Raw genomic sequence first — 12,516 nt, 5'->3', positions numbered from 1 at the left:
CGTGGGATGGTCCGAGAAGCGCGGTAGCACCTGGCGCGCGCGATTCAAGCTGCCCAACGGCAAGTACGACTCCGAGCCCGGTTTCCTGACCAAGGCCCAGGCCGACGCCTACTGGCAGGCCCAGGAGACCGACGTACGCCGCGGCGACTGGTTCGACCCCTCCGCTGGCGAGTCCATGACGTTCGCCGAGTGGGCTGACCGCTGGCTGGCGACGATCGACGTCTCCCCCGACACCGAGTACAACTACGCCAAACGCATCCGCCGACTGAACTTGCGGTGGGGTGATGTCCCTCTGTCCCACATCACCACCAGCGCCTACCTCGTATGGGAGAAGGCCACGCGGAAGGAGTTGTCCGTCAACTTCTCGTCAGTCGTCATCCAATTGTTCCGGATGATCGTCGATGATGCAGTAGCGCACCGGCCGCCACTGTTGAAGGTCTCGCCGCTCCCGGACGTGAACCGGCGCCGGGGCCGGTACGTGGCGCCGGTGCGGCCGGAGATCCCCACACTCACCCCCAGGCAGGTGCAGCAGATTGCCGAAAACGCTCGCGCCGTCTGGGGTCTGCCCGGATACGCGGCGATGCTGACGAAGGCGTACTGCGGCCTGCGCCAGGGCGAGCTGTACGGGCTCCGCAGGGAGTGGTGCTACCCGAACTGGCCGGCCTCCGACCCGGGGTGGCCCGACAACCCAGCAGGGAAGGCCGCGGAGCGGAAACGGGTGAAGGCCGCCCAGGAGCGCTACGCCGAGTTGCCGGCGTTGCGCGTGCAGTGGCAGCACCAGTACGTGCGGCCCCCAGAGGGCGGCAAGCGCCGGCCCGAGCTGACGTTGCCGAAGTACGGGTCCGTGCGGGATCTCGTTCTGCCGCCGTTCCTGGCCGAGTTGCTGGCCGAGCTCCTGGCGTCCCACGACAGCGAGTGGGCGTTCCCGTCGCTCACAGGTGGGCCGTTGCTCCTCACCGACTTCTCAACCTACATCTGGAAACCCGTGATCCAGGGTTCGGAGGAACGGACCGCGCGGGCCGACTTCCACCGCCCCGCGATCGAGCCGCTCGACGGCCTGGAGGACACGGTCCCGCACTGGCTTCGGCACGCGATGAAGCGATGGCTCGACGAGGACGGCCACCACTCTCGGGTCGCCGTAGAGACGCGCATGGGCCACCGGATGCAGGGGGTCGAGGATGTGTACGCTGCTGTTACTCCTGCCATGGAGCAGAGCATCGCCAAGTCGCTACAGGAACGGTGGGAGAAGGCTCGGAAATGATCTCCCAAATGACTCCCAGTTGATCTTGAGTGGCTGACTGGACCCCTGGTCAGAGACCACGGCGAGGGTAGTGCGGCGGCATCCACTGCATCACCCAGCAGCAGCCGACGGCGATCTGACCCGCTGATCCGGCCACCGGAGCGGACGGTTCTTCCGCCCGCTCCGGTAGCCTGCTGAACTCCGTTCCACCGAGGGAGAGCACGAGAGATGGCCGACCCCCGCCCGCGCCGGCCGGCCCGCCCCCGCGAGGAGGTGTTCGCCACCGCCCGGGCCGCGATCGCCGAACACGGGCTCGCCGGGCTCACCATGGCCGGGCTCGGCAACCAGCTCGGGATGAGCGCCGGGCACCTGCTCTACTACTTCGGCAGCAAGGACCAGCTGCTGCTGGAGACCCTCCGCTGGAGCGAGGACCAGCTCGGCGCCCGCCGCCGCGTGGCCCTCGCCGACACCGCCCTCGACCCCTGGCAGCGCCTCGACGCCTACCTGCGCCTCTACCTGCCGGAAGGGGCGGGCGACCCGCGCTGGATCCTCTGGGTCGAGGTCTGGGGCCGCTCCCCCGCCAGCGCCGAGATCCGCCGGGGCCAGCAGGAGATCGAGGCCCCCTGGCAGGCCGACCTGGTCGCCCTGATCGAGGGGGGCGCCGGCACCGGCCACTTCACCCCGGGCCCGGCCGCCGACCGCGCGCTACAGATCCGCGCCCTGCTCGACGGCCTCGCCGTCCCGATCGCCATCGGCCTCCCGGACGCCCACCGCCCCACCGCCCTCACCCAGGCCACCGCCGTCACCGGCATCCTCCTGCGCACCTGAGGCGCGAGAAGTCGGCCCGGCCGACTTCCGGCGCGTCGGCGGGCGGCAGCGGGATCGCCTCAGGCCCGTGTGCGAGAAGTCCGACGGGGCCGACCTCTCGTGCGGGCAGCGGCGGCAGGGGACGGATTCCGCGGACCGGCCCGCCTTCACTCGGTCCAGACGGCGGCGGCCGTGCGGTCGTCCGCGTAGCCCTTGGCGCGGACCTGGACCTGCCGCAGGAAGTCGACGGTGCCCGGCGGGTGGGGGTGGGCCCAGTGGGTCGCGAGGAAGTGGGCGACGGCCGGCTCGTCGGCGACGGGACGGGCGAGACCCGGGGCGCAGAGGAGGAGGATGTCGCCCGGTGTCGCCGGGACGAGCCGGAAGCGGAACGGGCGCGGCCCGGGGACGGGGACGTCGGGGACCGGCGACGGGCCGTCCGGGTGGTGCAGCAGCCGCGCCGCGTAGGCGTCGATCCAGTGGCCGGAGCGCAGCAGGTAGAGCCCGCCGGGGCCGACCCCGAAGGCCACCCGGTAGCCGGCCTCCGGGTCCAGCGACACCAGCAGGCAGTGCAGCGACGCCGGGGACGGGGTGTCGTCCCCCTCCCCCCGGGGCGACAGGGCGCGCAGCGGGGCGACGGCACCGGTGGCCAGGCGCTGGAGGCCGTAGCGGAGCCGGTCGCGGGCGCCGTCGCGCAGGTCGGCGGCCAGACCGGCCCGGCTGCGTCCGATCGCGGCGGCGAGCTGGTGGCACGCCTCCCCGGTGGCGGCCGCGACCGCCTCCGGGGCGACCGCCTCGTCCTCGGCGACGCCCGTACGGTCGAAGCCGCCGAGGACGGCGAGCAGCAGTCCGTCGGGGCCGTCGCCGAACCGGGTGACCAGCAGGGTGTCGCGGCGCGACTCGCCCCGGTAGCGCGCGGAGTCGCCCCGGACGGAGGCGGCGCGCAGCACGGACGACCCGTACTGCGCGCCCTCCAGCACGGTGTCCGGCACCAGTGCGCGCAGTGCGCCGGGGTCCGCCTCGGGTACGGCCGTCGGCTCGGGTCCGTACGTCGGGGGGCGTTCGCCGACGTGCGGGACCGCGGCGCCGCCGTCGGCGAGCGGCGCGCGGAGGGCCAGCCGGGGGTCGGGGACGGTCGCGGCGGGGAGTGCGGGCTCCGGGTCGGGCTCCGGGGTGTGGACGGGTTCCGGCTCGGGTCCCGGGGGTTCCTCGGCGGCAGCGGGCTCGGGTTCGGCCTCAGGTTCGGGCTCGGGCTCGGGCTCGACGATCGGCTCCGGCTCGGGAGCGGGAGCCGGTACGGACTTCTCCAGCGGGACCGGTACGGCCTCCGGCTCCGGTTCCGGCTCAGGCGACGGCTTCGGCTCCGGCTCCGGCTCCGGCTCCGGCTCCCGCGACGCCTTCGGAGCGTCGTCGGCGAAGGCCGGGGCCGGGAACTGGTGGGTCTCCGTGGAGGTCCGCTGACGCCCGATCCCCGCCGCCCCGCCGATCACCCCGACCGCGGTGTCGAACCAGTCGTCGATGCTGTCCCGGGTGTCCGCTCCGCCGCCCCGGCTCCCCGGAGCCGCCGTCGGTACCTCCTCCGCCGCAGCCGCCACCGCCGGCTCCAGAACCGACTCCGGCTCCGATACCGGTTCCGGCTCCAGCACCGGTTCCGCCGAACGCTGCTGCCCGATCAGGCCGGCCGCCGTGTCGAACCAGTCGTCCACGCTGCCGTCCCCCGGGTCGGCGTGCGGGGTGTCCGGGAGGGTGCCCGCCGGACCGTCGTAGACGGCGTCCCACCAGCCGTCGTCCGGCCGGTGCGGCTCTGCGGGTGCACCCTGCTTGCTCATCTGGCGGCTCCTGGTCGTTCCGTGGTCGCGCCGCCCCCGGCGGGCCGGGCTGGACGACATTGTTCTCCACCTGCGAGGACCCTGTCCGGGTTTCGGCGACAACCGGTCACCCACCGGAACATCCCGGCCACCGCGTTCACCAGCCGGTTCGCCGGCCCGCACCGGGCTCGTCACCGGTTCGTCCGCATCCGTTCCGTCCGTGCTTGCCGGATGTGTCCGGAGCGGGGCGTTTCCTGGTCATCCGGGCGCGCGGGCCTCCGAAAATGAGGGCCGATGGGGGGCATCGCATCACTCGTTCGGCTGATTAAATGTGCGCATGACCGCGTCGGCCCCCAGCCTGCCCCGACCGGGGAGGGCCGCGTTCGCGGGCCGCCCGGCGGGTGCGCTGTTGGTCCTGCTGCTCGCCGCCCTGCTGACCCTGCTGCCCTGTGCGGGCCAGGCGAAGGCGGTGGACGGCCCCGGCCATCCGGCGCCGCCCCAGGCCCCGGTCAGCGCCGTCACCGTGCTCAACGTGGTCAGCGTCCAGGTCGCCACCGGGCAGGCCAGTCGCACCGGTCACGCCGCGAAGGTCACCAAGGCCGGGAAGTCCTCCGACCACCACCGGACGGCCGAGGAGCAGGGGCACTGGATCCTCTGCACCGCGGACGGCGAGCCGCCGCGCAACAACGGCTGCTCCAGCCACCCGTTCTGTCCACAGGACGCCCAGCTGCCGAACCCGCCGCCGCAGCCGCAGCCCGCCGTGTCGCCACTGACCCCGGCCGCGCCCGAGGCGCCGCCCCGGGTGGTGGCCACCGGTCTGCTGGACGGCTCGCACCCGGTTCCCGACCTGCACGAACTCCAGGTCCACCGGTCCTGAGCGGAACCCGCCGTCGGCACAGTCGCCGACGGATCCGCCCCTCCTCCCACTCCAGCTGACCGCCGCCACCGACCGGTGCGGCGGGGACAAGGACGACCACCATGGGTTCCGCCTCCAAGCAGTCCAACAAGCCCGGCGCCAAGCAGGGCAGCTCCGACCGTCGCGCCCGCATCGCCGAGCTGCGCGCCATCGAGCAGCGCCGCGAGCGCCGCAACAAGATCGTCGCTTCGGTGGCGGCCGGCGTGCTGGTGATCGGTGCGATAGCCACCGGTACCTGGATCGTCATGGACCAGAACCAGAAGAAGAAGGACAAGGAGACCGCCGCCAGCGCGGACATCCCCGGCGTGAAGACCTTCGGCGAGCTGAGCCGCACCCACGTCAAGGAGAAGGTCACCTACCCGATGACCCCGCCGGTCGGCGGCGACCACAACGCGATCTGGGCGGACTGCATGGGCCACGTCTACGACCAGCCGGTCGAGAACGAGCGCGCCGTCCACTCGCTGGAGCACGGCGCGGTCTGGGTCACCTACAACGGCAAGGCCACGCCGGACGACATCAAGACCCTCTCCGACAAGGTCAAGAAGACCCCGTACTCGCTGATGAGCCCGTACATGGAGGAAGAGGGCACCATCACCCTGAACGCCTGGAGCACCCAGCTGATCGTGGACAGCGCCGGCGACCCGCGGGTGGAGCAGTTCTTCACCAAGTACGTCCAGGGCAAGCAGACCCAGGAGCCCGGCGCCTCCTGCACCATGGGGCAGATGTGACCGCCGACGCGGGCCACCCCGACGGGAGCGTGCCGGAGGACACGGCGGACGCGGCCGACGCGGCCGACGCCGCCGGGGAGGCCGGGGTCCAGGCCCCGCGCCGGCGGCGGATGTGGTGGCCGGCCGCGCTGGCCGCCGCCGTGGCGCTGGCGCTCGGGGTGCCGGCCCTGGTGGCGAGCGGGACCTCGGCGTCCGGTTCGTCCACGCTGTCCGTCCCGGCGGACGACTCGCCCGAGGCCGGGTTCGCCCGCGACATGGCGACCCACCACCAGCAGGCGGTGGACCTGTCGTTCGTCGTCCGGGACCGCACCGGCGACGAGCCGACCCGCACCCTGGCCTTCGACATCATCAACACCCAGGCCAACCAGCGCGGGATGATGATGGGCTGGCTGGACCAGTGGGGGCTGACCCAGCACTCGACCGCCACGCCGATGGCGTGGATGAAGATGGGCCACGAGTACCAGGCCCACGACGGTTCGCTGATGCCCGGCATGGCCACCAACACCCAGATCGCGAAGCTGCGCACGCTCAGCGGGCGGGATGCCGAGGTCTACTACCTCCAGCTGATGATCGAGCACCACAAGGGCGGCGTCGAGATGGCCCAGGGTTACGTCGACCTGGCCAGGAACGACACCGAGAAGCGGCTCGCGCAGTCGATGGTGGTCGCGCAGAACTCCGAGCTCCAGCTGATGACCGACATGCTCCAGGAACGCGGCGCCGCCCCCGGCGCGCCCGCCTCCTGAGCGGTCCCGCCCGGAGCCCGGCCCGCGTGGTCCGCACGTCCCGTGCGGCCGGTGCGGCCGGTACGTCGTGCGTGTTCCCCGGCCGGGCGGGGGGGCCGGGGGGGGGGGGGCCCGCCCCCCCCCCCCCGCCCCCCCGCCCCCCCCGCCCGCCCCCCCCCCCCCCCCCCCCCCCACCACCCATAGCCCCCCCCCCCCCCGCCGGGTGGGCGCCCCCGCCGGGCGCGGCCCGGGGGGGGGCCGCCGGCCCGGGGGGGGGGGGGGGCCGGGGCGGGGGGGGGGGCCCCCCGGCCGTCCGTCGTCCTTCCTCCCCGCCTCTTCCGGAGAACTCCGCATGACCCCCGACGCCCCCTGGCTGATCGCCGGACTGGGCAACCCCGGCCCGTGGTTCCGGCTGACCCGGCACAACGCGGGCTTCCTGGCCGTGGACCGGCTGGCCGAGCGGCACGGCGCCCGGTTCCGCCGCCGGGGGATCGCCACGCTGGTGGCCGAGATCGGCGTCGACGGCCGACGGGTGCTGCTGGCCAAGCCGCTGTGGTCCATCAACCTGTCCGGTCGCCCGGTGGCCGCGCTGCTGCGCCGCCACGGCGTCCCGGTCGAACGGCTGGTGGTGGTGCAGGACGACCTGGACTTCCCGCCCGGCTCAAGCGCGGCGGCGGCCCCGGCGGCCACAACGGGGTGCGTTCGGTGGGCGAGAGGCTCGGCACCCGGGACTTCGTCCGGCTGCGGTTCGGGATCGGCCGGCCGCCGAAGGGGCAGAGCGTCGGGGACTTCGTGCTGAAACGGTTCTCGGACGACGAACTCGCCGCCATGCCCGGCGAGTTGGACCGGTGTGCGGACGCCCCGGAAGCGCTGGTGCGGCGTGGCCCGAACCGGGCCCAGGACGCCCTGAACTCCCCCGGCACCGGCAGCACTGTCGGCAGCGGCAACACTGCCGGCACCGCGAACGCCCGTACCGAAGTCTGAGGTGCGGCCCTGGCCTCAGGGCCGGGCGGACCGGACCAGCCGGGTGCGCCCGGCGGCCCGGGCGGATCGGGCGGGCCTGGTGAGCAGCGCGGCCGCCGCCGCGACGGCGGAGAGGACGAACAGCACCGTCCGCCCACCGGACTCGGCGCCCGCCAGATGGACACCGAGGACCGACAGCGCCATGCCGAGCGCGGTACCGAGGCTGCGCGCCATGTTCACCATGCCGCCGCCGACCGCCGAGCACTCCGCCGGTATCGCCCGCATCACCAGCGCGTTGTTGGCGGGCAGCAGCAGGCCCAGCCCGTAGCCGGCGACCAGCAGCGGGGCTGCCGCCGCACCCGAGGCCGGCAGCAGTGCGAACAGCAGCAGTCCGGCAGCCGCGAGCAACGCGCCGAAGCGGCACCTGGCCACGTCCGACCAGCCCCGGGGCAGCAGCCCGCCGCCGACCGTGGCGGCGAACGCGAACGCGGCGGGCAGCAGGGTCACCACCAGGCCGGCGAGGGCCGTCGACATGCCGGCGCCGGTGAGCAGCACCGGGCCCAGTACCAGCGGGCAGAACAGCAGCAGGTAGCCGATCAGGGCGACCAGCAGGCCCGAGCGCACGCCCGGGGTGTTGACCAGCCCGGGCGCCAGGATCGGCCGGGCGGCCCGCCGCTCCTGGCGCACCAGCGCCACGGCCAGGACGGCGGAAGCGAGCAGCAGCGCGGCGGTCGCCCAGCCGGGCAGCGGCAGACCGGAGGCGGTGGACAGGGCGAGCAGCAGCGCGGTGGTCGCCCCGGTGAGCAGCAGCATGCCGGGCAGGTCGAAGCGGGCGTCCTCACGAGGTGCGGTCCGCTGGACCGCCGGTCGGCGGACTGCGGGCCGACGGGCCCCGTCCCGGTCGGCCGCGGCGCGGCGCCGGGGCCCGGGCACGACGGCCGCGACGCCCGCCGTACGGGTGCGCGGCAGCAGGTACCAGCCGGCCAGGATGCCGAACACGGCGATCGGCACGTTGACCCAGAACACCCAGCGCCACGAGGCGTGCTCCACCAGCAGCCCGCCGAGGCTGGGGCCGAGCGCCAGGCCGAGCCCCTGGGCGGAGGCCTGGATGCCGAGGGCCCGCCGCATCGCGTGTTCCGGGACCCCGCGCGCGACCAGGGCGACGCTGTTGGCCTGCATCATCGCGGCGCCGACCGCCTGGACGGCGCGGCAGCCGACCAGCACCCAGAGGCTGCCCGCGAAGCCGGCGCCGAGTGAGGAGAGCCCGAAGACCGCGAAGCCACCGATGTACATCGTCTTGCGGCCGAGCAGGTCGGAGAGCCAGCCGATCGGGGCCAGCAGGGCCACCAGGACCAGCAGGTAGGCGAGGGCGACCCACTCGACGGCGGCGAAGCTCGCGTCGAAGTGGCGGCCGAGGGCGGGGAACACCAGGGCGATGACGCTGGCGTCGAGCTGACCGAGGAAGGCACCGAGACAGACCGTGCCGACGGCCAGCCAGTGGGCGTGGCGCCAGCCGGCGATGCCGCGGGGCCGGGGCCGCTCGGCGAGCAGCCGCGAGGCAAGGGCGGTGGCGTTCATGGCACGAATATATCGGATACAGATATGTTCTCTCTACGAGCAGGTCGCCCTGCGACAGGATTCGTCTCACGGTGCGGACGGTGCCGGACGGGCGCCGGCCGATGTCGAGCGGGCCGCGGGCGGGACACCGGATGACGCCCGTGCCGGACCCCCGCACCGGAGCCCGCGCCGGAGCCCCGAACCCGGTCCTCCGAGGCCCGCGACAGACCCGCGCCACAGCCCGGACCCCGGGCCCGCACCGGCCGCCGGACCGACCCGTACCAGGCGATACGCTGTCCGCCATGCCGTCGTCACCCAACGTTCCCGACCCCGCCACCGGAGGCCCCGACCCGGCGGTCGAACACGCCCGGAGGCTGACCGACACCGTCACCCGGCTGCGTCGCGCGCTGCGCAGCAGCATCCGCACCGACTACCCGTGGGAGTCCCTGCCGATGGCTCAGGTCGAACTCCTCCAGACGCTGGCCGCCGCCCCGCTGCGGGTCGGCGAGCTGGCCGCGCGGCAGCGGCTCGCACCCAACACCGTCAGCGGACTGGTCGGGAAGCTGCTCGACGCCGGCTTCGTGGACCGCCAGGCCGACCCCGGCGACCGCCGCACCGCCCGGATCGCCCTCACCGAGGCCGGCCGGCGGCAGCTCGACGACTGGCAGCACGCCCACGAGCGCCGGATCGCCACCGCGCTCGGCACCCTCGACCCGGACGACCGCGCGGCGGTCGTCGACGCCCTGCCCGCGCTGGAACAGCTCGCCCGCGCCCTCGCCCAGCCGGGCGGCGGGACGGAGCAGGGGTCCGTGGCCGGGTAAAACCGCTGGTCGCCGAAGTGCGCCCGGAGCTACCGTCCCCGGCATGACCACCACACGGGTACGGATCGAGCCCTGGACGGACGGCGACCTCGCACTGCTGCGCCGGGTCAACACTCCGGAGATGAAGAAGCACGTCGGCGGGCCGGAGAGCGAGGAACACCTGCTCGTACGGCACCGGCGCTACCTGGACTTCGTCCCGTCCGGGCTCGGCTGCATGTACCGGATCGTGCTGCTGCCCGAGGGCGTGGCGACGGGGGCCTCGGCGGCAGGGACGGCGGCGGAGGTTGTGGCGACGGAGGCGGTGGGGACGGAGGCGGTGGGGACGGTCGGCTACGGCACCCGGACCTGGGAGGGCCGGACCGTCCACGAGATGGGGTGGAACGTGCTGCCCGGCTTCCAGGGCCGGGGCATCGCGGTCGCCGCCACCCGGGCGGCGGTCGCGGCCGCCCGCCGCGAGGCCGCGCACCGCCACCTCCACGCCTTCCCCTCGGTGGACAACCCCGCCTCCAACGCGGTCTGCGCGAAGGCCGGGTTCACCCTGCTCGGCGAGACGGACTTCGAGTTCCCGCCCGGGCGGTTCATGCGCAGCAACAACTGGCGGGTGGATCTGCGGAGTTGAGCGCTCCCGGCGCTGCTGTCCGGCGGGCGGACGCTCGGGGCTCGGGGCCCGGGCCTTCGAACTCAGGCCCGGGCCTCCGGCCCGGCCAGGACGGTCAGAACAGGGTGCCGCTCTCCAGCTCCAGCAGCCAGCGCTTGCGGTCCACCCCGGCGGCGAAGCCGGTGAGCGCACCGTTGGCGCCGAGCACCCGGTGGCAGGGGCGCACGATCAGCAGCGGGTTGGCGCCCACCGCGCCGCCGACCGCGCGGACCATCCGCGGCTCCTGCCCGGCCAGCACGGCGAGTTCGCCGTAGGTGACGGTCTTGCCGTACGGGATCTCGTCCAGCGCGGACCAGATCCTGCGGCGGAACTCGGTGCCCTCGGGCGCGAGCGGGAGGTCGAAGCCGGTGCGCTCACCGGCGAAGTAGGCGGTCAGCTGGGCCACCGGCTCGGCCAGCGACTCCGGGTCGAGGGCCCAGTCGTCGGCGGGCTCGGCCAGCGCGTACTTCTGGCCGGGCACGGTGACGGTGGCCAGCGCGGCCGGACCGCCGTCCTCGGGCAGCACACCGCTGAGCAGCAGCCGGCCGAAGGGGCTCTCCATGGTGGTGTAGACGGTGGTGCTCATGCTCGTCCGTTCTCCGTTCCGGTGCTGATGGCGCTGGTAGCGCCGGCGGCGCCGCTGGCGCTGGTGTTGCCGCTGGCGCTGATGTCGCTGATCGCGCTGGTGTCGCTGGTGTCACTGTTGCTGCTGGTGGCGCCGAGTTCGGTGCCGGTGCTCGCGGCGCTCGCCCACAACCGGTGGACGGCGTAGGAGCGCCACGGGGCCCAGGCCTCGGCGGCGAGGGCGGCGGACTTCGGGTCGCCGGGGACGCCGAGGCGCAGCAGGCCGTGCTTGACGCCCACGTCGCTCGGGAGGAAGACGTCGGGGTCGGCCATGGCCCGCATCCGCAGGTAGCCGACCGTCCAGGGACCGATGCCGGGCAGGTCCAGCAGCCGGGCGGCGGCCTCCTCCCGGTCGACCCCGCTGTCGAGGCTGACCACGCCCTCGGCCAGCGCGGCACACAGACCGGTGAGCGCGCGGCGGCGGGCGGCGGGCATCGCGAAGTCCTCCGGGTCGGCGGTGGCCAGGGCCGCGGCGGTCGGGAAGAGCAGGCGCAGGCCGCCCCTGGGCTCGGGCAGCACGGTGCCGTACTTCTCGGCGAGCCGCCCGGCCAGGGTACGGGCGGCGACGACGCTGATCTGCTGGCCGAGCACGGCGCGGACGGCGAGTTCGTGCGGGTCCACGTGGCCGGGCGAGCGCAGGCCGGGGCGCTCGCGGACCAGCGGGCCGAGCAGCGGGTCGGCGCCGAGCTGCTCGTCGACCGCGAGCGGGTCCGCGTCCAGGTCGAAGAGGATGCGCAGGCGCTGGACGGCGGTCGGCAGGTCGCGCAGGTCGGCGAGCAGCAGCCGGCAGTCCAGCCAGCCGCGGGTGCGCGGCTCGTCCCGCGCCAGGCCGTCGACCTCGGCGATGCCGTGGCCGTAGGGGAGCGCGAGGGTGCGGCGGTAGGTGCGCACACCCGGACGCGGGCCGGGGACGACCTCCTCGACGCCGGGGACGGCGCGCAGGGCCAGGAAGTCGATCAGGTGGTCGCTGTCGAGCGCGCCGCGGTAGGCGAGGCGCAGGGTGAGGCCGCCGGCCGGGGTCGCGGTGCGGCGGCCGGCGGTGACCTCGGCGCGCAGGCCGCTGGGGGTGCGGTCGTAGACCTCGCGCACGGTGTCGTTGAACTGGCGGACGGACGCGAAGCCGGCCGCGAACGCGATGTCGGTGACGGGCAGTTCGGTGGTCTGGAGGAGGAGGCGCGCGGTCTGCGCGCGGCGGGCGCGGGCCAGCGCGATCGGGCCGGCGCCGAGTTCCGCGGTGAGCTGGCGTTGCAGCTGGCGGGCGCTGTAGCCGAGGCGGCCGGCCAGGCCGTCGACGCCCTCGCGGTCCACCACGCCGTCGCCGATCAGCCGCATCGCGCGGCCGACCAGGTCGGCGCGGTGGTTCCACTCGGGCGAGCCCGGCACGGAGTCGGGGCGGCAACGGCGGCAGGCGCGGAAGCCGGCCCCCTGGGCGGCCGCGGCGCTCGGGTAGAACACGCAGTTGGTGCGCTTGGGGGTCACGGCGGGGCAGCTCGGACGGCAGTAGATGCCGGTGGAGGTGACCGCCGTGAAGAAGACCCCGTCGAAGCGGGAGTCGCGGCTGTCCACGGCTCGGTATCGGATGTCGTCGTCGATCACGTTGTCCAGTTTGCGGCACTGAGTGAGGGGTGACTGGCGGAAATCGGACATCGCCGTTGATCGCTCCTCCCGAAATTCGCGGGCCCGCCGGACGGCCCGC

Annotated in this window: 11 protein-coding genes and 1 pseudogene; 8 read left to right on the top strand and 4 right to left on the bottom strand. The window is 74.5% G+C overall.

Annotation, left to right across the window (positions count from 1 at the left end; all coding sequences use genetic code 11):
• Nucleotide 1: 1 nt before the first annotated feature.
• Nucleotides 2–1,261: a hypothetical protein gene (locus ACIQOW_RS03495; RefSeq protein WP_401079294.1), complete on the top strand. Its 1,260-nt coding sequence runs from the start codon at nucleotides 2–4 to the stop codon at nucleotides 1,259–1,261.
• A 207-nt stretch (nucleotides 1,262–1,468) separates the two neighbouring features.
• On the top strand, nucleotides 1,469–2,068 hold the full coding sequence (locus tag ACIQOW_RS03490; protein WP_401079292.1) for a TetR/AcrR family transcriptional regulator: 600 nt from the start codon (nucleotides 1,469–1,471) through the stop codon (nucleotides 2,066–2,068).
• A 146-nt stretch (nucleotides 2,069–2,214) separates the two neighbouring features.
• Here the strand turns inward: ACIQOW_RS03490 and ACIQOW_RS03485 are convergent, their stop codons facing one another.
• Complete coding sequence (locus ACIQOW_RS03485) at nucleotides 2,215–3,873, bottom strand: hypothetical protein (RefSeq protein WP_401079290.1); 1,659 nt, start codon at nucleotides 3,871–3,873, stop codon at nucleotides 2,215–2,217.
• 316 nt (nucleotides 3,874–4,189) lie between these two features.
• On the opposite strand from ACIQOW_RS03485, the gene ACIQOW_RS03480 reads away from it, so the two are divergent.
• The 4 genes and pseudogenes from ACIQOW_RS03480 to pth form a co-directional block, all read left to right on the top strand.
• Nucleotides 4,190–4,729: a hypothetical protein gene (locus ACIQOW_RS03480; RefSeq protein ID WP_401079288.1), complete on the top strand. Its 540-nt coding sequence runs from the start codon at nucleotides 4,190–4,192 to the stop codon at nucleotides 4,727–4,729.
• Nucleotides 4,730–4,830: 101 nt separating this feature from the next.
• Entirely contained in the window at nucleotides 4,831–5,496 is a 666-nt protein-coding gene (locus ACIQOW_RS03475) for a DUF3105 domain-containing protein (protein WP_401079286.1), read from the top strand.
• 110 nt (nucleotides 5,497–5,606) lie between these two features.
• Nucleotides 5,607–6,239, top strand: a complete 633-nt coding sequence (locus ACIQOW_RS03470; protein WP_188295458.1) for a DUF305 domain-containing protein — start codon at nucleotides 5,607–5,609, stop codon at nucleotides 6,237–6,239.
• A 331-nt stretch (nucleotides 6,240–6,570) separates the two neighbouring features.
• Nucleotides 6,571–7,133, top strand: a pseudogene (pth, locus tag ACIQOW_RS03465) (aminoacyl-tRNA hydrolase); the annotation flags it as partial.
• A gap of 84 nt (nucleotides 7,134–7,217) precedes the next feature.
• On the opposite strand, the gene ACIQOW_RS03460 reads toward pth, so the two are convergent.
• Complete coding sequence (locus ACIQOW_RS03460; protein ID WP_401079284.1) at nucleotides 7,218–8,759, bottom strand: MFS transporter; 1,542 nt, start codon at nucleotides 8,757–8,759, stop codon at nucleotides 7,218–7,220.
• 281 nt (nucleotides 8,760–9,040) lie between these two features.
• Here ACIQOW_RS03460 and ACIQOW_RS03455 point away from each other — a divergent pair, with 281 nt between their 5' ends.
• Together ACIQOW_RS03455 and ACIQOW_RS03450 are read left to right on the top strand one after the other, a co-directional pair.
• Nucleotides 9,041–9,559 carry a MarR family winged helix-turn-helix transcriptional regulator gene (locus ACIQOW_RS03455; RefSeq protein WP_401079282.1) on the top strand — a complete coding sequence of 173 codons (519 nt, stop codon included), beginning with the start codon at nucleotides 9,041–9,043 and terminating at the stop codon, nucleotides 9,557–9,559.
• Nucleotides 9,560–9,602: 43 nt separating this feature from the next.
• Nucleotides 9,603–10,178, top strand: coding sequence for a GNAT family N-acetyltransferase (locus ACIQOW_RS03450; protein WP_401079280.1), 576 nt, complete (start codon nucleotides 9,603–9,605; stop codon nucleotides 10,176–10,178).
• Between the two features lie 94 nt (nucleotides 10,179–10,272).
• On the opposite strand, the gene ACIQOW_RS03445 is transcribed toward ACIQOW_RS03450, so the two are convergent.
• A complete protein-coding gene (locus tag ACIQOW_RS03445; protein ID WP_401079278.1) occupies nucleotides 10,273–10,782 on the bottom strand; it encodes a methylated-DNA--[protein]-cysteine S-methyltransferase in 510 nt (169 codons plus the stop codon).
• Nucleotides 10,779–12,467 carry a DNA-3-methyladenine glycosylase 2 family protein gene (locus tag ACIQOW_RS03440; RefSeq protein ID WP_401079276.1) on the bottom strand — a complete coding sequence of 563 codons (1,689 nt, stop codon included), beginning with the start codon at nucleotides 12,465–12,467 and terminating at the stop codon, nucleotides 10,779–10,781. Before ACIQOW_RS03440 ends, ACIQOW_RS03445 begins: the two co-directional genes overlap by 4 nt.
• Nucleotides 12,468–12,516: the final 49 nt, after the last annotated feature.

This window comes from Kitasatospora sp. NPDC091335, assembly GCF_044757205.1.
Lineage (GTDB): Bacteria > Actinomycetota > Actinomycetes > Streptomycetales > Streptomycetaceae > Kitasatospora.
This window is presented reverse-complemented; position numbering and strand designations above follow the sequence as displayed.